Origin of the sequence: Clostridium sp. KNHs214 (assembly GCF_000744935.1) — a bacterium.
Lineage (GTDB): Bacteria > Bacillota > Clostridia > Clostridiales > Clostridiaceae > Haloimpatiens.
Genome location: NZ_JQMW01000009.1, coordinates 99,768 through 120,038, shown reverse-complemented (window position 1 = coordinate 120,038; position 20,271 = coordinate 99,768). Strand labels below are relative to the sequence as shown.

Here is a 20,271-nt window from a genome sequence, read left to right as displayed (position 1 = left end):
CCATTATATCACAAATTTGTATATTTTAAATTTTATAGCTAATATTTTTATCATTGTATTTCTCCTAAATTTAGTTACTTTTTATACAATGATTTTCCATTATTTTATACATAAAAATAGCACCTGTGGTAAAACAAGATGCTATCATCTTTAAACTTATATACATAATGAAAATTAGCAAACATATATTATAGGTTTAAGTTACGACTCCTTAAGTGTAAAAAAATTTTCTACCTACTACATCTATACCCTTTGCTTTTCTTCTTATAAAAAAGGAAAACCCATATCTTCTAGTTCAACTCCAACACATTGAACACTATTCTTATCATTAATCCAATCTACATCTTTAATAGCTTCTACATATTCCTCTATACCATCAAAAACTACAATTCCACCTGCTGGATAATTTATTGGTATGTTTTCATAGGTTAAAACCTCTCCTGTTTCCAGCAGCCAACTTTGATGAATAAAATTTTCATCACTTATTACTTTTAATAAACTATACTTATCTGTTAAACACCAAGGTATTAGATCTTTTGCTTTCATATATGCCTCCACTTTTATAACAAATAGCTTTATTTATATATAAACTCCATAAAAATAGTATTATAATTATTTAAAAATGTATAGTGCATAATTAATTGTTTTTCATATTATTATATAAAAAATCTTCATATAATCTATTGAATGCTATAATACCTATAGCTTTAGCTGTACGTTCATCATAATATGCTTTTAACTCCTCAACTTTTTGTATGGGCATTTCATATTGAACTGTAATTGTTTTACTTTCAAAATATACTTTATTTTTTTTAATAAACTTTATTACCTATGAAAATAGTAATTCCTTATCTTTTATAAAATTTGATTCATCTCCATAATACTGAATCTCTACTATGCAATTTGTATAAGTATGCTTAGCTTCATTTAGCAAGTTCCATTGGATTTCTTTTTTCCTTTTTTCCCTGTTATATATCATATAATCATTTATAAAAAGATCTATTCCTGAAATATCACCGTTACCACCTTTATATAAATCTACTTTATAATCACCTAATATTTCACAGGAGTCTATTTTTTTTGCACCAATATCCTCTGCTATTACTCTTCTTCTGTTTACAAAAACTACAAGTTCTCTTTTTTTATAAATTTACTACACCTTCTACCTAATTCGGCTAAAATATTATCTATACAAGAACTATTGATTATTTGTTTATTTATATTATTCTCTAAATCACTTATAAATATATTAGTTCCTTCAGTTGCATTCGGGTTATAATCTATACTTTCACTTTGAGATATCAACTCATCACTTACTGAATTAACGTCTAATAAGAACCTTCTTGAACATCCTTTTCTGTTTGAGAAAATATCTATCTTATTTCCTAGACTAAATAATGATTTTTTTATTCCTAACCCTGAAATATATTCCCCTTTGCCTAATATACTTGCATAATCCAGCTTATTTTCCTCTTCTAAACTCCGTATTGATTGGTATAAGAATTTATACCCGCCTTCACCATTAAGATATTTTTGTACTATTTTTTTCTTAAATTCAAAACTATGTTTCGCCAATAGAAAACCGACCTCCAATTATTGGATTTTTAGGTCTAACCTTTTGGGGTCGGTACATAGTTTACTTCATCTGCGTATTTTTGTTTTTTTATTGAATTAATGGTAAAAATTACTCCCAGGGGTTCTGACAAAAAAAGGATATAGCGGAGCGGAAGACTTTTTTTGTTTGCTAACACTTAGCAAATAAACTGTCTAGCTTTGCTGATGGTATGTTATCCCTATTCCAATTGTTATTCCTCTACATTTAACATCCATACTCTTTTTAATGGTATTTCTGTTTTTATATCATCACTTAATTTATCATAATTTTGAAATATTTCTTCAATTATTTTCTTTGAATCCCACAAACGAACCTTAAAAAATTGTTTTGGGATTTCTCTTGTAACAGAAGATTTAAAGCCATTCCATGAAACAAGCAATCCATAGTCTGCATTAAAATTACTCATGGTACCTACTAATTGATCTAATGTTGGTCTATCTACTGGATTATCTTGTGTTTTTACTTGAACACAAATTTTAGGAGAGCCAAATCCTAAAGTATCTGAAGCTGCTAGTAAATCCACTCCATTATCTGCACCTTCTGGACTTCTATAAGTTGTAAATCCTTTTGCTTTAAGAATTTCATTAATTAACTCTTCCATTCTATGCCCCTTAAATTTTTGAATAATTCTTCCTGAGATTCTATCAAAAATAAACTCTTCTAAATCAATTGTTGTATTTTCATCATTATCATCCATGATATTCATAGTAATACTAGCTTTAGTACTCCAATTATTTTTCTGCATTTCTTTAATTCTTTCTTCTGCATTATTTCTATGTATCCTACAAACAGTCATAAATGCACCAAGAGAATATAAAATGTCTTTATCAAATCTATCCCTTGGTATATCTAGAGCAAACCATTTTACTTTTCTATAATGATAATATGGACTACCTAATGATTCATCATATTCATAATCACCTAATATTTCTCCAAAATGAATTGTCCTATTGATTTTACTTGGCAAAACAACCCAATCACCTTTTTTCATAGTGTGAGCAATTGGCCAAATTTGTGATGCCCAATTAATAGCTGTCTTTTCCTTTTCTAAATCATAATTCTCTAATAAAATTTTATATAATTCCTCTTTTGAACGTATTGTATTTAAATTAATTCTTAAATCATCCCATGTAAGGTATACTCTATTATCATTTAGAAATTTATTTTCATACTCTCCGTTTTTACCTGCTCTAAAAAGCCAAATGCTCATATAAAACCCTCCTCTTCCCTCTAGCTTTTACATATTACATAATATTCTAAGCAACACATACTCTCATAAATTAAGATTAGTCAGCTTCCTCTAATATATCATCCAATAACCCATTTTGTAACATTGTCAAATTAATTATATACTTATTATGATAAAATGCTTCCTCCAATGGCCTATTAGCTGATAGCCACCCTTTTCCATCAGTTATCCAAATTAATTCATGCCCATCCTGTGTAGTTATATCTTGAAGTGTTTTGTATTCCCCAGCAGTAGCCTTAAGCTTAGAACCACCACCACCATAATAATTAGTTTCTACTAGATAAAGCTTACACCCTGTATTTATGGCAAAATCAAACCTTCTTGCTGTTTTATCTACAGTTACTTTATAACCCCACTCACTTTTTATATGGCTTGGAGTAGCTTCTTTTAAATAACAAAACCCCTTTTCCTCACAAACCTTCAAAATAAATTTCTCCACAATATCCTCCATGGCATGTCCTGAGCGATTCTTCCTCCCATTGCTATCTAGCCCTACTTCAATGCCAAATACATAATCAACTATATTCTTAATTGATTTATTTGCAAACAAATCTAGTATCTTAGCTTTATCCATAAACTCAACAATATCATCAATTCTACTATCATCTAATGATTTATATTTATTAAATGCATATCCTTTTCTTTCAGAAGCACCTTTAGCATCAAAAGTTACAATTTCAAACTTTTTTTCTCTACATGCTATAAGCACAGGAATTACTTTAATAACTTCTGGATGTTTTTTAATCAAATATTTTGCTTCATCATAAATATTCTCTTTTCCAATCAAATAATTAAGGATATTTAACTGTATCTCAATATCCCTTACATTATTATTTACCTTATCCCAGTTAACAAAATAGTCCCAACCTTTAATAGAATCTTTTAATGTATCTAAAAGATATTTGAACGTTTCCACATTTTTTTCATAATTTATACTCATACTTATTTTTCTCCCCCTATTCCCTATAATTTATAGTATACATTTTTTTATTTTTATAAAATATATTTAATATCATTTTTACTAACAACTACCTTTTATTATATCGCAAACTCCTATACAAAATCAAAAATAAGCACCCTTAAGGTGCTTAAATATTAGCATTTTTAAAGAGTAATTATTTAAAACTCTTTGTTCATATACTACTCACTTTTATAATTTAATATTAATAGTTCATTTACCTTACCCCTACCGCTACCTTTACTATTTATTGCTCTACTTGCCTTTACTTTATTGATAGTAAAATTCTTATATAAGTTCTCAAAAAATTTATCCTCAGGATCTGTATTTGTTGGATCCGAGTTACTTAGCATAAAAAAGGCTTTTTTAGAATCTAGCAATTTTGTCCAATCTGCTAATCTTATTTGGCTATCATCATTAAAAGGTTCTTTTGAATAATCATTAAAACTTGAAGTAGCATTTAGTGGTCTATATGGCGGATCTATATAAATAAATGTATTTTCATCCACATAATCCGATAATTCTTGAAAATCTCCTATTTTTAATTTTACTCCTTGTAGTGCTCTATTTACTTCCATTAAATTGCTTTCATCGCATATGGTTACTTTTTTTCTTTTACCAAAAGGTACATTATACTTTCCTTTTCTATTTTGTCTATACAATCCATTAAAACAAGTTTTGTTTAAAAAAATCATTCTACCAGCATGAGAAATCCAATCATCTGAATAATTTAAATAATCTGTGGTACTCTTTTCTTGATTAAATTTTTCTCTTTGCTCATAAAATATTTTTTCTTGTTCTTCAGTATCCACTTGTAAATACTGTTTTTCTAGCTCGGATAAAAATTGTATAAGTTCATACACTTTTTGTTTTATAACATTATAAGTTAAAATTACCTCTTCATTAATATCATTTAAAATTACTTCTTCAAATTCATATTTTGAAATAAGATCAAAAAAAACTGCTCCTCCACCTAAAAAAGGTTCTATGTATCTCTTTATCATTCCTGCCTTTAACGTTTCAGGATAATAATTTTGAAATTGCTCAAGTAACTGTGTTTTTCCTCCTGCCCATTTTAAAAATGGCTTTGCATTACTATATGTCAATTAAATTCCTCCCTAAATTGCTTCTATTCTTTTGTTTGTAAGTTCTACATATTCTTCTAAATTATCTATTCCTATAAATTTTCTTTCATTTTCTACTGCAACAACCCCTGTAGTTCCTGAGCCGCAAAATGGATCTAATATTAATTGTCCCTTACCAGTACTTGCCATTATACATCTATACAATAATTCCTTTGGTTTTTGAGTAGGATGATATCCATACACCTTTTCTCTCTTAGGTGTAGTAGGAATTGTCCATACACTTCTCATCTGCTTTCCACCATTTAATTCCTTCATAAAACTATAATTAAATACATGTTTAGCCTTTTTATCTTTCTTTACCCATAATAGTGTTTCTTGACTAGCTGTAAAACACCTGCACCCCATATTAGGAGCAGCATTAGGTTTAACCCAAGCTATTTCATTAATAATATAATCACCCATTTCAAGTAATATAAATGCAATAGAATGAATTACATGATATGTACCAGAAATCCACATAGTCCCATCGTCTTTTAAAACTCTATTACACGCTCTAATCCATCTTTTATTAAAATTGTAATCCTCTTTTATACCTCTAGACTTATCCCAATCACCTTTATTAACACTTGACATTTTTCCTGATTTACAAGTTATTCCATCGTTACTAAGCCGATATGGCGGATCTGCAAAAATCATATCCACAGATTTTGTTTCTATTCTTTTTAACTCTTTTAAACAATCTCCCATATAAAGCTTATAATTATTTCCTTTGTAATAAATCATTTTTATCACTTTTCCCTTTTAAATTTAATATACCATACTAATAAATTATACATTACTAGTATTTAAAATTCAAAAGTTACTTTTTAAAAACAAACAAATACTCATGAGCAATCAAATAAAAATTTCTTTTTATACTTATATCTCTCCAGTATTCAGTGGACTTACAATTATGTTGCTGTTTTATTATTATTTCTTTTAATTTAAATCCGGAATTCATGAATATATTCAATACGTTAAATGCTAAAGGAATAATAAATCCTCTTTTTCTAGTGTCCCCCATAAGTATAGAACAATACTTTTCTTTTTTTAATACCCTATAACATTCTTTAGCCACATCTTTCATAGCTTCATAAAATTCTTCTATATCAAGTAGTGATATATCTCCATCTATATTTTTACTATATTTAATGATGTTAGCATATGGTGGATGAGTACATATTAAATCTATGGATTCATCTTTTATATCATACAAATTTCTAGCATCTCTTTTCTTTAAAAATACATTATCCTTTTTACTAAGATTTTTAATCCTATCACTGCAAATATTTAAAGCTCTATCATTAATATCACAACCAATAATCTTTCTATTTAATAAACATGCTTCTATTAAAGTCGTCCCACTACCTACAAATTGGTCTAAAACAAACTCCCCTTCTTTAGAATATCTTAATATTATATTTTTAGGTACATATGGACTCCAGTTTCCTGGATAATCCCCCCTATGAGTACACCAATTACCTCTTTCTTCAAAATTCCATATGGTATCCGTCTCCAATTTAAAATTCTTCTCCATAAGCTCACCCCTAAATGTATTTATTATGAATTTTCCCCAGAAAATTATTTATTAATCAATATCGAAGTAAGAGGATTTAACTACTTACTATAGAATTTTATATTTAAATAAAACTTTTAATCATTACAATAACAACTACTATCTAAATCAAGGAGGTATTTTTAATGAAATATGATGAACTCTTAAATATTGTAAAAGAACTACAATTTGATACTAAAAAATTAATCTATAAAGAAAATATTTCTGAAATTTACATTTATAGACCATCTAAACTACCAAAACGATTTAATAACTATGATTCAAATAGGAATTTTCAAATTTGGTTTTCTGAGAATAAAAGAGAATTCCGCCCTAACCATCTTAGGGTTTTAATTGATTTAAACTTAAGAGTTAGATGTAGACCTGAATTAAAAAAGCCACTTTTGCTGGCATTTGATAATATATTTTATGGAAATGACCCAATAAAAGAGATTCAAATATTAAAAAACGAAAATTTTGAGCATTTTTTAAATTCTCTTAATATTACTGCAATATTAGCTCAATTATTTATTATAGAGCAAGCTTATTCTTATACTTCTAATCGTGAAAGTAAGTATGATCCTCCAACACTATTTCTACAAGGGTGGATTCGAGAATTTATTGACAATCCAAAAGAAATTGATAATCTTTGTATGAGTGTATGTAATAGACAACCCCCATTAGCTAAATATACTAATAAGGAAAATAAAAACTCATCTAAATATGAATCAAACATTTCTCCCCTTTGGTATTTATAAATATTTAAAAGTAAACTATCCATACTTAGTAAAGTTTAGATAGTTTACTTTTTTATCTATACCTAGTCCTATATCAATATTCTATATACAAAAGTTGAATTTTTTATGCGATTTTTCTATCTAAATCTTTACATTTTTGTGAAATTAAATATTCAATACTGCCTTTGTGTTATACCAAACTTATATACTTAAATGTGGCAAGCCTTACGACATTGTAGTCAAAATAATTAACAAAATGGATTTCTTCTTTAATTTAAGAAATATTTTGTATTTTTCAACATCTCTTTTTCAGGTAATTTGTTAATTTAATTATACTTACTTATAATTTTTTTCACCAATTTCCACCCCGAAAATGACTTCATTAATCTTTCTATATATTCATCATCAATTTCTTTATTATTCTTACATGGTAACAATATTTTTATCTTATCTACCTTATTTAAATAACATTTCCTTCCATATGAAAATCTCCATTTAACTCTATTAATTTCCATTATAATATAAAATACTGTAGCTAATTTAATTTTATTTGAAAGATTAAATACTAGAACATTATCTTTAGCAGTAAATTTATATGGATGATAAAAAGTTGTAAGTGGTGTTCCATCACATGCTATGGTTATAGCATTTTTGAATATATTTCTGTCTGGTATTTCATATAATCCAACAATTCCATTATTTTGTGTTGTAGTAGAAATCAATGGAATATCACCTTCTAATAATTGTCCATGTACATGATATGGTCCTTTATTAGGTTTGCCTAATATATCTAGTATTGATACTTCCATTAAATTTAATGGTGAATTATGTTCTATTTTTTTACTTTTTATGCCCATATAACTTAATTCATCTAATGAAATCATTTTATTAAGTATAGAAAAAGCTATAAATCTAGTAATAACTTCATCAATTCCATTTATTATTTCTGAAAAAGGCAAATTTTTATTTTCTGTTAAATATACTTCTGGTACCAATTCTAAACTATCATCTTTAATATCAATTACAGACGCTATCTGAAATTTGTCTATTTCTTTAATCCTCATACTAGGTTCCTTAATAAACTGTCTTACAAGGTTTTTTATTTTTTCTATATGATTTTGTTCATTCTCACAAAATAGCCTCTTTCCTTTTACTTTTATATACCCATCTTTCAATGCCCTTATCCATAAAACATTCTGCTTCCATGGATGTGAAATACCTTTTTTTATTATTATTCCTACTGATTGAACACCTACAGGATAAAATAAATCTTTTGGAAATGTAATAACACTTAACAGGGTATTATCTCTCAATAATTTTTTTCGAAATCTAAGACTATCTTCTTGCTTAACTAATACCGAATATGGTAATACACTAAACAATATTCCTCCATCTTGCATTTGATCTAACGCATGCTCAATAAATTTATATTCTTTTTCATCTTTAGGTTTTAAAGAAAAAGGCGGGTTCATTAATACTTTAGTAATAGGCCTAAATTTATTATAAATTCTTTCTTCGTCACTAGTATTACTAGTTAAGTATTCTGCTGAAAATGATTCATTTATCTTTTTTCTTGTAATATGTTTTTTTAAACAATCATCATTAATAATGTTATTTTTTCCATCTCCTCTAAATATCATATTTACAATAGCAAGCGAAGCAATTTTAGGTTGTTGTTCAATTCCAAAAATTTTATGTTTTTTAAAATCATCTAACTTTTCTATAGAACAATTTTTTCTAACATAATCATATGCAGATACTAAAAAGCCTCCTGTACCACATGTTGGATCGTATACTATATCATTCTCATTTATATCTAATACTTCACAAGCAAATTTTGTAATTTGCCTAGGAGTTAATACTATTCCAATATCTTTTGCTCCATTACCATACTTTAAAAATACTTCATAAAACTTACCCAGTATATCCGTTCCTGAATTCATAGCAGCCTTTATATTAATTTCATTTAATAAACTCATTGTCTTCATTAATGCTTTTTTATATTTCTTCTGAGCTTGTATATTATTAGGAAGTTTAATTTCAATATAATCATAAAATTCTCTTTTATTATGTCGTATAAGAACATCTTCAGCTCTATTATTTATATCCCTTACAATTATAGATGGTGATTCATTAAGATTGAGTTTTGAATCAATTTGAGCTAACAATAAAGAAGCAATGACCGCAGCACGATCATCTTTATTTATGGAAGCTAAATGAAGAACCTCATTAATATTTTCAGCTATATGAAGCATGTGCTCCTCATCTACTTTTAAATCCATTAAATTGCTACTATTATTTTTTATTAACATTTCAACTTGATTAACTGCCAATAAGGAAGTTATTTCTATACCATTATGTTTAATTATTTTATATTCATTATTTTCTTCTAAATAATAATTTTCAACATCATACCCATCAGTATCATTTCCTGCAACACCAGTAACAATTTTTGCTTTTATTTTTTTATGTTTATTGATTAAATTTCCATACTCTTTTGCCTCACTAACTGCTTTATTTAATTCTGCGTTTTTTCCTTTAGCCTCAATTATCCAATATATCTCTTCACTTATTTTAACAATAAACTCTGGCTTTAAATTTATCAATTGAGATTTTATATATAAATTTGATAAACATTCACCTTGAGTATATAATTGCCCATTTAAATCTCTTTGGGGATTTTTCGTATTCCATCCTAACTTCTTTAAAGTGTTTTTTATGTATGCATAAGATCTAAATTCTGATTCCCTTACCACTTAACTATATCTCCTTTATTAATTGCTCTTAAAACTAAGAAATACCCCTTATCTATACATACATATTTAAAAATAACAACAATATGCATTTAAAATTTATAGAAAAGAAACAGTGGTTCAAGATAAAACCACTGTTTCTTTTCTATAAATTTTATATTCTATTTTAATAATCTTTACTTTGTTATTTTAAGTTACCAAAATGAAGCTCTATATACTATAACTAATTTTCACTTCATTGAACCATTATACATACTTTAATTAAAATTATATTTTAATAACTTATATATATTTTTATTATTACATATATCATTAAATCTACTTTCAAATTATAAAAATATTTTTGTTACTAGCAATTATTTTATATATTCTTCCTAGTCCAGTTACTAGAAAATAATTGATTCAAAAAATTTTTTTGCATAATTACATCTACATTAGGATTTAAAGTTATAATTTTTGCTGAAGGTTGTAACTCATCATTTCTGCTTTTAAATTTACTATTATAAAAATTATAAATATTCTCCTTTTGGTCTTCTATTTCTTGACCATTTATAACCCAAACCTTGCTTATTTTATCATTATTATGGACTGTGCTAATAGAAAAAATATATTTATATACTATTTCTTTGAATCTATAATTAATAACAGATTTATTAGTAGACCATTTTGCATCTAAAATTATAAATTCTGATAATCCTTCTTTATTTATTTTTATAACATAGTCTGGAGTATAATATTGAGCCTTTTCACCATTTAATGATATATCGTTGTTTCTAAATAACCCTATATCATTAAATACTTGATCAAGATAAATAACAGGTTGGTAATATACCGTTATATTTGTACCACTTTTTTCAAATACAAACGTGTTTTCAAATCTTGTATTTACATATTTAGCACTTTTCTTAAGAGTATATAAAAATTTTTTTGGCTTTTTTAAATAATATCCATTTTCAATAATATAATTATTAAGATTAAAAAGTACGTAATATTCATAAATCTGGCTTGCTTCTGAAAATGTTAATATCATTTTTTCCCTCTCAAAATTATAATTACCACCTTCAAACCAATCTCTTATTACCTTATATATTTTTCTATAATGCTGTATTTCCATAAAGATAGCTGTAGGGTTAGGAATACCACTTATGGTTATTTCTTCACATTTTAATGTCTGCTTATACATAAAATAAAGCTGTTGAACTTTATTCTTAATATCATATATTTTTTTTCTATATTTATTTAAGGTATCATTTAACTTTGTATATATTTCATTCGACAATGATACATATCCGACATTAATATAATATTTCTGTTGTTTATTATTTTGACTTTCTACATATGCTATCTTATCTATCAGCGAATTATAAATATACTTTAAAAATCCAACAATTATCTTATTTTCATATATATCATAACATAGTTCATTTTTATTTATTAATGTCTTTTTAGGCTGTAAATTTAATTTATGATATCTAATTCCAGTATTATAGTTTACCGTTATTAACTGCTGTGGATTAGATATAATATATTGAATTGTTTCATTATTTATTTCCTTTACCTTTTCGAAATCATCAACTATATAGTTACTTTTTATTTTATATTTTGCACTTGTTTTATAATACTTAAAATTTTTTTCATATTCAAATATTATATTTTCAAGTATAGAAATTTCAGTAACAATATTTTTATTTTTACTTTTTATAACATCTGCAAAATCCTTTACTTTATCATCCTTTTGAAATAAATATTTTTGTGAATTTTCAGCTATATAATCTATCATTTTTCTTATATTATTACTTGATACGTTATCTCTTACTGCTACGTCTAAGTAATCAGAATAAAACTCATAATTACCATCATTACCTTCAATAAAAACTTTTATACTTACATATCCAAAATAATTTAAAAATATCCTATTATCTAAAAAATTGTCATCATTAAAATATATCTTTCCATCACAGTAATAACTCTTTCTTAATGTATCATTAACATAAAATTTAATATTTTGAATATCTTTATCAAAATATATTTTAGCACTATATTCTAGGTTGCTATAGACTACCCCGCAACTTTCATTAGCTAAAAATATATTATTTTCAACTATTTCTGTTAATGTTATATCCACTTCATTTGTTAATTTAGATTGTAATATTAATCTACATTCCATATTCATAACCTTCTTTAAGCAAAAAATTGATAATACTGCATATTATTTTTACCTTTTTCAATCATATTTTCTACAATATTTTTACATTTTATCATATTATTTTTGTTAAATTTATCCTGCAAGTTCTCCAAAAATTTTTCATAATTATCACCGTAACCATTAATTTTAGGTAATAATTTTTGTGCAACAACATAATCTAACGCTACAAATTCACGTGATGCATTATTAGTATCCCTAAGCAAATTACACCCTACTTTTAAATATCTTTTAATCATATTGTCAATTCTTGGACTTACTGATATGTTATTTTTTCTAAACATTATATAAATTTCTTTCAATTCTTCATACATTGAACTTGCAGCTCCTTCATCCCAACTATCACATGAATAATCTAAAAAACATTTTTTTAAATCATCAAACATAACTATACCATCATTCAATTTTTGTTCCTGCTCACAATATAGATTTAAATCATCATTATCTATTTCTAAATTACTTGATTCCAGTAAAATTATCCATGCCCTATCAATAAGTCTAGGGGATAGTGTTTCTGTTGTATGATCATAATTTATTGTTGCTAGAAATCTCAACGTTTCAGGTATACTATAAATATAATCTTCACCCAAATTAATCCTTCTATTTTTTTTATCTAAATCACAAACATTCATAAAATCTGCCCAATAGTGCTCCATAGAACTTAAATTAGCCTCATCTAGTAGTATATAATAAGGAAAATCTTTAATTTCATTTTTATATTCTCTATCCAATATATTAAACGCTTTAAAAAGTGAACTGTTATTTTTATCAAAAGATTTAGTTAATGGATTATAATATCCTATTAAATCCCTTTTAGATGTCCATCCTTTTTCTACAGAGATTTCAGTAAAACGATTATAATCACTATTCTTATTAGATAGACCTAATACATTAGCAATAATATTACATACAGAAGTTTTACCTACACCTGGTTCTCCCGCAAATACAGTTAAAAATCCCTGGTTTAAACATATCATAATATTAATTACATCATTTCTACTATAATTCCTAGTTAGTTTAATTTTGTTATATATATAATCTATAACATCATATTTTTTAAATGATTTAACCTCCATAACCTTTTGAAAGTTTTCTTTTGCTCCTATTGCTTTTTCAAAGTTTTTCATATCTTTGCCTTTAATCCACTTAGCTGCTGATTCTAACATTTCATTAGCAATCATTCCATCAAAAGCAATATTTGTATATTGTTTTGTTGTATTCTCTAATTTTTCTTTAATCTCTTTTTCAATTACTTTTTCCTGTTCTTTTCTTCTTTGATTTTCTAAAAGAAATGCATTGTAACTAGATTTTTCTTTTTCCTTTGCATCTTCAAATTTTTTTCTTTGTTCTATAAGTTTTTCAATATCAGTGCATAAATTATATTTTCTTGTTAATTTTTCAATATCTTCTGTTATTTCTTCCCTTTTACGTTCCATTTCTTTTACATCTTCATTACTTTTCTCAATTAATTCATTAATATTTTTATTAGTGAAATTTTTATTTTCAATATTTATTTGTTCTAATTCTAGTCTTCTAACATTTATTTTTTGCTGCAACTTCTTTAATTCTTCTTTTTTATTTTCTATCTTAGATTGAACTATTTCATAATTCTGCAACTTTCTCAAATTTTCTGGCTTTTCAAGTATTTTATTAGCAATAACATTTCGATTTTCTTTATTCTCAAGTAATAATTCTATTATCTCAGTTAAATCATTTTCTATAAATTTATCTGTTATTTCTGTATTTTCAATTAAACTTTTTATGCGATTTATTCTACCTTCAGATAAGGAATTATCTACAATAGCTATAATGTTACTTCGTATTTCTTGGATTTGCTGTCTAGAATAATTTGTGTTTTTAGCATTTATTGTTTCTTTAAGCTTTTTTAATAACTCTTCCTTATTCATTATATCTATTGTTTCACTTATTAATTTCTCCTTATCATGGAAATACACTAATGCTAAATTAGTACTTATATAATCATTTGTTAATTCTACTTCACTTACACTTATATAAGACTTATTATCTTTTATAGAATATCTTTGTATTGTATAATTATTACTACTTCTGTCTATGTAATAACCTCCACCTTTAATGTTTTCTTCGTACCTAAATGGCCCATACATATAATTATTATCCTTTATGTAAAATTTTTCATAAATAGGTTTGTTTTTAATATAAATTTTATCATCTTTATAAATAACTTCTTCTAAATTTGTGTAATCTTCAACCAATTCCACAATTTCATATATTCCTTCATTAATTATCTTGTATATATTATTCTGCTTTATTAATTCATCACCATCAATTTTAAATTTTGTTCTAATTTTATTATCTCCATCGAATTTACCTTTTGTTTTAATTATATTTTCATCTAATTGCTTTTGATCAAATTTACAAATCCATAACAGCGATTCAGTATTGTAATTTTTTTTTGAAAATTCATACCACGGGTTTACATTTATATTACCATAATCAGGGTAATCTTCTTTTTGTACTTTTACTAATTTATCATTTTCAATTTTTTCTAAAGGATATATATTATAAAAACCATTTTTTTCTTCTATTGTAACTACATATTTATTAATCATTTTTTCATTATCCATCATACTATCTTCTTCTTTCTCATTCTTTATTGAATTTTTAATTTCTATATTTTCATTTTCCGTATTAATTGTACTCATATTTCCTGTATTATTTTTATACTTAATTTGGTTAATAATTTTATTTGCAAGTTTTGTATATTCTAATACATCCTGTGTTACTAAATATATAATTTGCTCAATAGTTTTTTCCTTATCATTAATATTAATAAGTGATTCCATTTCTATTATATCTTTATCTTTAAGTTGTTTCTTTGTCTCTGAAATACCTGCTAAACCCTTTAAATACTCAAACAGCTTATTCTTGTTTTTTAACAAGTTAGGAATAATTAGCATTTTAGGATACTTATTAACACTCCTAAATCCAGGTATTTTTATTTTTATAGTTTTACATATATCTTGTAACTGATTTTCATCCATTTCGTTTATTATCCATTCTAATATATCTTTATCCATTTTTACTCTACCCTTCCAAAATTTATATTTTTAAATAATAATTTCTAATTATTCATATTACTTCTACACAACTCTATTTCATACCCTCAATATCTAAGTACCTGCCTATCCAACACCTCATTAATTTCATCAGAAATTTCTTTATTCATATCATTGCACTTTTTAAAGCATTCAACTACTTTATTGAAAGTGGCTTTATCTCTTGAATTAATATATTGAATTTCATAATCAATAGCTGAGCGCATTGTTGAATTTTGCTCCAGGAGCATATCCTTATATTTATTTAATTCTTCTGGACAATTAACATTTTCCATTTTAACTAAATTTGAATTTATTCTATTTTTATATACTGTTAAATTATCAACATACTCTTTTGAAGTAAGTAATTTTTTATCAACAGATTTCGCATCTGCATTGCGTAAATTTACATCTACATTTATATTGTCTTGATATGGATTTATTGTATTAAGATATTTTATTATTCTTTGTTGCTTTACATCTGCAGTCAAACTATTATTTATATTAGGTAATATATAATTTTTCGTATTAAGTATTTTGTCATTCTTAAACTTTCCTTGGATATATGCTCCAATTCCAGCAATCAAAATTATAACAATTATGGTATTGAAAAATGTTTTATACATTCTTCCAAAAGACCCTTTTACTTTTTCAGTATTTTCTCGGATACGCCTTTGTTCAGAATTATCTAAATGATTTTGCATAGGATACTTATAATAACTTTCTTTATCTCTCTTTTTAACATTCTTAAGACCCTATTTCATTTCTTTTTTAAAGTTTCTTTGAATTTCGTTCAAGAAAATGCTTTCCTTTCATCCTTTCCTAAATTATTTTCAACTCTATAATATTCATAAAAAACTTAAGGTAATTACTAACATCCAATTTATAGCAAACTTGATAAGAAAGTTAATACATAAGTTCAATCACTCCAAATGTATTTAACAATAATTTGGTGTTTAATAAAACTTATGGCTAACACTAAACTCTCCCATAATACTCCCCAATCTTCTCCTCACACCATTTCCAAATCCAAACCCTTTCCTCCCTCGAAAGCTTCTTCCACACATGATAATTAAACTCCACATATTCTGCATCTTTGGATTTCTTCATAAATCCCATGTCCTCAAAGCGTTTAAAAGGATTGGCAAATATATTTCTCTTAACTTCTGTTTTGGAGTATTTTTCTCTGCAGTAAAGGCTGTTTTTCTTTTCAACTACTAGGTGTCTTGCTTTTCTATCTTCATAAAAATCTATAAAGTAATCTACTATATCATCTATAAGAACCTTTCCCTTTTCATTAACGTTCTCTAGCATAGCCATTAGTAGCACTGGCTTGTAAGAATAAGACATGTCCATGGTTTTTACCATTTCCATAAACTTCTCTTTCATGTTGGATGCATTTATTATGTCCCAACCAAATTCTTTGGCATATTTATTCACTGTATCCTCATTAAAATATCTTACAGTTTTGCTGCCCATAGGTACTTCTAAATCCGCCTGAATTTTTCCCTCTTTTATGTATCTGTTTAAAGTTTCACTTTGTACGTCAACCATTCTCACAAATTCTAGCTGTGAAATCATTCCCTTAACTTTTTCTTGCCAATTAAATAAATCTACTAACTCGTAATCTGTAACATCTACTGGAAAATCTAGTATTGCTTCTGGTTTTTCGCCTCTTAAAAGCATCTGCTCTTCCATTCTTTTATTCTTGTCCTTTGCCAGAACTAAACTACCAGGGATATATTTTTCTATGTTAAACATTCTATGTAAGGAATAAGGCATGTTAAATAAACCTGCATTGTCAATAAAGTCAAATACCATCAAATATTCTTTGCCTTCACTTTTTCTAGTACCTCTACCTAGCTGCTGCATATATATGGTTTTTGACATGGTAGGTCTAGCCATGAATAGGACTTCTGTTTTAGGGCTATCCCATCCTTCATTTAATAAGTCACAGGCACATAATACATTTATTTCTCCCTTTTCATAGCTTTTTAAAATTCTTTCACGTTTTTTAGAATTTAATCTTCCAGAAACCGCTTCTGCCCTTACCCCTGACTTTTTAAATAAGTTTGCTATTTCTTCTGCATGGGCTACACTGGCGCAAAAAACCACTGTCTGCTTTCCTTTTGCAAATTTTAAATAAGTATCTACAATAAGTTTATTTCTCTCTGGTATAAATAACTTGCTTTCCAAGTCCTGAGTGTTATATTTTATTCCATGAATTCTCACATCCCTTATATCTACATTAGTTTTTACCCTAATACATCTTATAGGTACTAATTCGCCAAGTTCTACGGCCTTTTTTAAATCCAATCTATGAGCTACATTTTTAAATATACTTAATATTTCTTCTCCATCACTTCTCTCAGGAGTAGCTGTAAGTCCTAATATAAATTGCGGCTTAAAGTATCTTAAAATTTTTCTGTAAGTCTCAGCACTGCCATGATGGGCTTCATCCACAATTATATATCCAAAATCTTCTCTGTTAAATTCTTCTAAGTTTCCATTTATACTTTGCACCGTAGCACACACCACTTGTTTATCTTTTTCCTTAACATCTCCTGTAAATGTTCCACAAGCCACTTCTCCCCATACCTCTCCAAAGGCTTTTTCAGCTTGTCCGATAAGTTCTTTAGTATGCGCCAAAAATAAAGTCTTTTTTCCAACCTTTTTAGCATCCGACACTGCTGTAATCGTTTTCCCAGTACCTGTAGCATGATACAAAAGCGCTATGGTTTCTCCCTTTTCTCTCATATCTTCAAGACTCTCCAAAGCTTCCTTTTGATGATCCTTTAATATAAATGTCCTTCCCTTTTGCTCTGGAAGAAAATCTTCATTTTCCATGAACATTGGAAGCTCTCCTAGAAAAGTTAAAAGCTCGTCCTTAACTCTTTCCCTTTGCTCCAAAAGAATTTTATAGGGCCATCTATATACCTTCCAATTTCCATATACTAAACTATTTTGTTTAAGTAAATCATCATAATATTTATTTGTAGAAATTTTTGAAGGATCGTGATAAGTTCCACCATCTATTTCAATGGCAATTTTCTCTCCTTCACTTTCTAAAGCAAAGTCAATATATCTATGATTGCCGTATATATCCACCACAGGATATTGAATAAAAAGATATTTTGTATTCTCCTCCCCAAAGGTTTCTCCAAATATATCTACAAATAACTCCTCGGCAATACTTCTAAGCTTTATGTTATCTTTGTTCATAAATCAAATGTCTCCTTAGAATTTTAATATATATTTATACATTCACTAATAATTAACTATTGAACATTGTAATCAATAATTTCAAATTAAAGGGTATTCCAAATGAGATCCCTTCCAAATAAATTCTACCACAATATTACCCAGTTTTCTTTCTATTTGCTAAAATTATAAAAAAACGTACTATCATTATATATTTACCAATACGCTTCATTAAGATTACTAATAGTTTTCTAATTTATTATAGAATTTTGTATATAATTATTTAATTTCAAACTTTCATTCCATGTCTATCTAACCTAATAACGTCCTCTCCACCTAAACCCATAAATCCCCTTCAATCTTTCCAGCATTTCAAATACTACAGGGCAAACACTTGCAAAACTAACTATACTAAGCAAGCTAAACAATCTATCTAGACTATTTGTAAATGGATATTCTCTGCATTCTTCCGGTTTACACTTTTCAATTTTACAAGCACCATTTTCAGCTAAAAAGCAACATGGCTTTTCTTTTACCTCATATCCATCAACGGTGATTTTTATTTTCGTTATTTTCAACTATATCATTATACATTTTAAATATTTTTTCATAATGTTTTTCTTCTATAATACTAACTTTTTTATAAGTTTTTCTCAATGTATTTTTACTATAACCATAGATTTCACATGAAAGTTCTAGTAAAATCATTAATTACATTTTCTTATTTAAAAATTAATATTATAATATTATAATATTATATATATAAACTTTAAGTTTGAGATTATATCTTTTATTCATCTTAATCTTAAAAATTATTATCTATGGGTATAGCTACCATTAAATTCTTATTTATTAGAATATCTGCTCATTATTATATGTAACCACGAAATATATACTAGATAAATATTAGGAGGTTTTTTCATGAAAGAATACAACAAACTTGTACGAGATAAAATACCTGAAATAATCAAAAATTCCGGTAGAAAATGCCATATTCACATTGCAGATTCTAAGGAAGCTTTGTCTCTTTTAGAAAAAAAGCTGGATGAGGAAGTTTTAGAATTTCATACTGATAAGAACTTAGAAGAGCTGGCAGATATTATGGAAGTTATATTTTCCCTTAGTAAAAATTTAGGCTATTCTGAGAAGGATCTTTTGGATAAATGCTACCATAAGAGAAGTGAACGCGGTGGCTTCGATGAGAATATAATATTGGAAAAAGTTTACGATTAAAATGACAGTTAACAAATTTTTCATAAAACTTGTTAACTGCCCCTGTTTTCTTTACTTCACATAAAGTTTCTCTAATTTATTCCATAACTCTGGCATTTTCTTTTTAATGTTGATAATTCTAAAATCGCTGTTTACAAAGGCATGTTTGGTGCTCCCTTTTGCTATAATTTTACTGTCTTCTTTTCTTATAACATTATAGTTAAATACTAATTTTGCTCCATTCATTTCTTCAATCCAGGTTTGTATTATTAGCTCATCCTCATACTTTGCTCCCTCTATGTATTTGCAGCCACTTTCTAATACAGGAAGCATAACACCATAGTTTTCCATGTCCCTGTAAGTCATATCTGCACCTTTTATAAAGGCACCTCTTCCAACTTCAAACCACGCATAATAATTGGAATGATGAACAATGCCCATTTTATCAGTTTCCACATATCGTACTTCTATATTAGTTTCGTTAATATACAAATTCATTCTCACCTTTCACTTTTTATTTAGCAAATTCCATTTTCACATATTTTGTATTAATTATACTTATCCATAAATTTTTTCTTTGTTATTTA

18 protein-coding genes are annotated in these 20,271 nt (G+C 26.7%); 2 read left to right on the top strand and 16 right to left on the bottom strand.

The features are described from left to right. Window positions 1-264: 264 nt before the first annotated feature. From CC89_RS03200 to CC89_RS03170, 9 genes are all read right to left on the bottom strand, one after another. Window positions 265-546 (bottom strand): hypothetical protein, encoded by a 282-nt coding sequence (locus CC89_RS03200; RefSeq protein WP_035288962.1) that lies wholly within the window; start codon window positions 544-546, stop codon window positions 265-267. A 91-nt stretch (window positions 547-637) separates the two neighbouring features. Beyond that, window positions 638-763, bottom strand: a complete 126-nt coding sequence (locus CC89_RS20995; protein ID WP_286161291.1) for a hypothetical protein — start codon at window positions 761-763, stop codon at window positions 638-640. 66 nt (window positions 764-829) lie between these two features. Further along, entirely contained in the window at window positions 830-979 is a 150-nt protein-coding gene (locus tag CC89_RS20335; protein WP_185750662.1) for a hypothetical protein, read from the bottom strand. A 146-nt stretch (window positions 980-1,125) separates the two neighbouring features. Beyond that, complete coding sequence (locus CC89_RS03195; RefSeq protein ID WP_035288961.1) at window positions 1,126-1,575, bottom strand: hypothetical protein; 450 nt, start codon at window positions 1,573-1,575, stop codon at window positions 1,126-1,128. A 230-nt stretch (window positions 1,576-1,805) separates the two neighbouring features. Beyond that, complete coding sequence (locus tag CC89_RS03190; RefSeq protein ID WP_035288959.1) at window positions 1,806-2,825, bottom strand: restriction endonuclease; 1,020 nt, start codon at window positions 2,823-2,825, stop codon at window positions 1,806-1,808. Window positions 2,826-2,901: 76 nt separating this feature from the next. After that, window positions 2,902-3,804: a type II restriction endonuclease gene (locus tag CC89_RS03185; RefSeq protein ID WP_035288957.1), complete on the bottom strand. Its 903-nt coding sequence runs from the start codon at window positions 3,802-3,804 to the stop codon at window positions 2,902-2,904. Between the two features lie 200 nt (window positions 3,805-4,004). Beyond that, window positions 4,005-4,928: a DNA adenine methylase gene (locus CC89_RS03180; protein WP_035288955.1), complete on the bottom strand. Its 924-nt coding sequence runs from the start codon at window positions 4,926-4,928 to the stop codon at window positions 4,005-4,007. A 12-nt stretch (window positions 4,929-4,940) separates the two neighbouring features. Next, window positions 4,941-5,690 (bottom strand): DNA-methyltransferase, encoded by a 750-nt coding sequence (locus CC89_RS03175; RefSeq protein ID WP_035288952.1) that lies wholly within the window; start codon window positions 5,688-5,690, stop codon window positions 4,941-4,943. 76 nt (window positions 5,691-5,766) lie between these two features. After that, window positions 5,767-6,483: a TRM11 family SAM-dependent methyltransferase gene (locus tag CC89_RS03170; protein WP_035288950.1), complete on the bottom strand. Its 717-nt coding sequence runs from the start codon at window positions 6,481-6,483 to the stop codon at window positions 5,767-5,769. Between the two features lie 164 nt (window positions 6,484-6,647). Between CC89_RS03170 and CC89_RS03165 the strand changes: the two genes are divergently transcribed. Continuing rightward, window positions 6,648-7,259: a hypothetical protein gene (locus CC89_RS03165; protein WP_035288948.1), complete on the top strand. Its 612-nt coding sequence runs from the start codon at window positions 6,648-6,650 to the stop codon at window positions 7,257-7,259. Window positions 7,260-7,564: 305 nt separating this feature from the next. On the opposite strand, the gene CC89_RS03160 is transcribed toward CC89_RS03165, so the two are convergent. The 6 genes from CC89_RS03160 to CC89_RS03135 form a co-directional block, all read right to left on the bottom strand. Further along, the gene (locus tag CC89_RS03160) at window positions 7,565-9,994 is read right to left on the bottom strand and encodes an N-6 DNA methylase (protein WP_051931439.1); all 2,430 of its coding nucleotides are present in this window, start codon (window positions 9,992-9,994) and stop codon (window positions 7,565-7,567) included. 358 nt (window positions 9,995-10,352) lie between these two features. Next, window positions 10,353-12,158 (bottom strand): DUF2357 domain-containing protein, encoded by a 1,806-nt coding sequence (locus tag CC89_RS03155; protein ID WP_035288945.1) that lies wholly within the window; start codon window positions 12,156-12,158, stop codon window positions 10,353-10,355. A gap of 14 nt (window positions 12,159-12,172) precedes the next feature. After that, window positions 12,173-15,253, bottom strand: coding sequence for a DUF8727 domain-containing protein (locus CC89_RS03150; RefSeq protein WP_035288942.1), 3,081 nt, complete (start codon window positions 15,251-15,253; stop codon window positions 12,173-12,175). A gap of 86 nt (window positions 15,254-15,339) precedes the next feature. After that, window positions 15,340-15,975, bottom strand: coding sequence for a hypothetical protein (locus CC89_RS03145; protein ID WP_035288940.1), 636 nt, complete (start codon window positions 15,973-15,975; stop codon window positions 15,340-15,342). Between the two features lie 274 nt (window positions 15,976-16,249). Continuing rightward, the gene (locus CC89_RS03140; RefSeq protein ID WP_035288938.1) at window positions 16,250-18,493 is read right to left on the bottom strand and encodes a DEAD/DEAH box helicase; all 2,244 of its coding nucleotides are present in this window, start codon (window positions 18,491-18,493) and stop codon (window positions 16,250-16,252) included. A gap of 296 nt (window positions 18,494-18,789) precedes the next feature. Continuing rightward, complete coding sequence (locus tag CC89_RS03135) at window positions 18,790-19,050, bottom strand: hypothetical protein (RefSeq protein ID WP_051931437.1); 261 nt, start codon at window positions 19,048-19,050, stop codon at window positions 18,790-18,792. A 343-nt stretch (window positions 19,051-19,393) separates the two neighbouring features. On the opposite strand from CC89_RS03135, the gene CC89_RS03130 reads away from it, so the two are divergent. Then, window positions 19,394-19,705 (top strand): nucleoside triphosphate pyrophosphohydrolase, encoded by a 312-nt coding sequence (locus CC89_RS03130; RefSeq protein ID WP_035288935.1) that lies wholly within the window; start codon window positions 19,394-19,396, stop codon window positions 19,703-19,705. Between the two features lie 51 nt (window positions 19,706-19,756). Here the strand turns inward: CC89_RS03130 and CC89_RS03125 are convergent, their stop codons facing one another. Then, window positions 19,757-20,176, bottom strand: coding sequence for an acyl-CoA thioesterase (locus CC89_RS03125; protein WP_035288933.1), 420 nt, complete (start codon window positions 20,174-20,176; stop codon window positions 19,757-19,759). Window positions 20,177-20,271: the final 95 nt, after the last annotated feature.

Coding starts and splice junctions, on each gene's coding strand:
- CC89_RS03200 (WP_035288962.1), bottom strand. CDS start 546: ATGAAAGCAAAAGATCTAATACCTTGGTGTTTAACAGATAAGTATAGT.
- CC89_RS20995 (WP_286161291.1), bottom strand. CDS start 763: ATGCCCATACAAAAAGTTGAGGAGTTAAAAGCATATTATGATGAACGT.
- CC89_RS20335 (WP_185750662.1), bottom strand. CDS start 979: ATGATATATAACAGGGAAAAAAGGAAAAAAGAAATCCAATGGAACTTG.
- CC89_RS03190 (WP_035288959.1), bottom strand. CDS start 2,825: ATGAGCATTTGGCTTTTTAGAGCAGGTAAAAACGGAGAGTATGAAAAT.
- CC89_RS03185 (WP_035288957.1), bottom strand. CDS start 3,804: ATGAGTATAAATTATGAAAAAAATGTGGAAACGTTCAAATATCTTTTA.
- CC89_RS03175 (WP_035288952.1), bottom strand. CDS start 5,690: ATGATTTATTACAAAGGAAATAATTATAAGCTTTATATGGGAGATTGT.
- CC89_RS03170 (WP_035288950.1), bottom strand. CDS start 6,483: ATGGAGAAGAATTTTAAATTGGAGACGGATACCATATGGAATTTTGAA.
- CC89_RS03165 (WP_035288948.1), top strand. CDS start 6,648: ATGAAATATGATGAACTCTTAAATATTGTAAAAGAACTACAATTTGAT.
- CC89_RS03155 (WP_035288945.1), bottom strand. CDS start 12,158: ATGGAATGTAGATTAATATTACAATCTAAATTAACAAATGAAGTGGAT.
- CC89_RS03150 (WP_035288942.1), bottom strand. CDS start 15,253: ATGGATAAAGATATATTAGAATGGATAATAAACGAAATGGATGAAAAT.
- CC89_RS03145 (WP_035288940.1), bottom strand. CDS start 15,975: ATGCAAAATCATTTAGATAATTCTGAACAAAGGCGTATCCGAGAAAAT.
- CC89_RS03140 (WP_035288938.1), bottom strand. CDS start 18,493: ATGAACAAAGATAACATAAAGCTTAGAAGTATTGCCGAGGAGTTATTT.
- CC89_RS03130 (WP_035288935.1), top strand. CDS start 19,394: ATGAAAGAATACAACAAACTTGTACGAGATAAAATACCTGAAATAATC.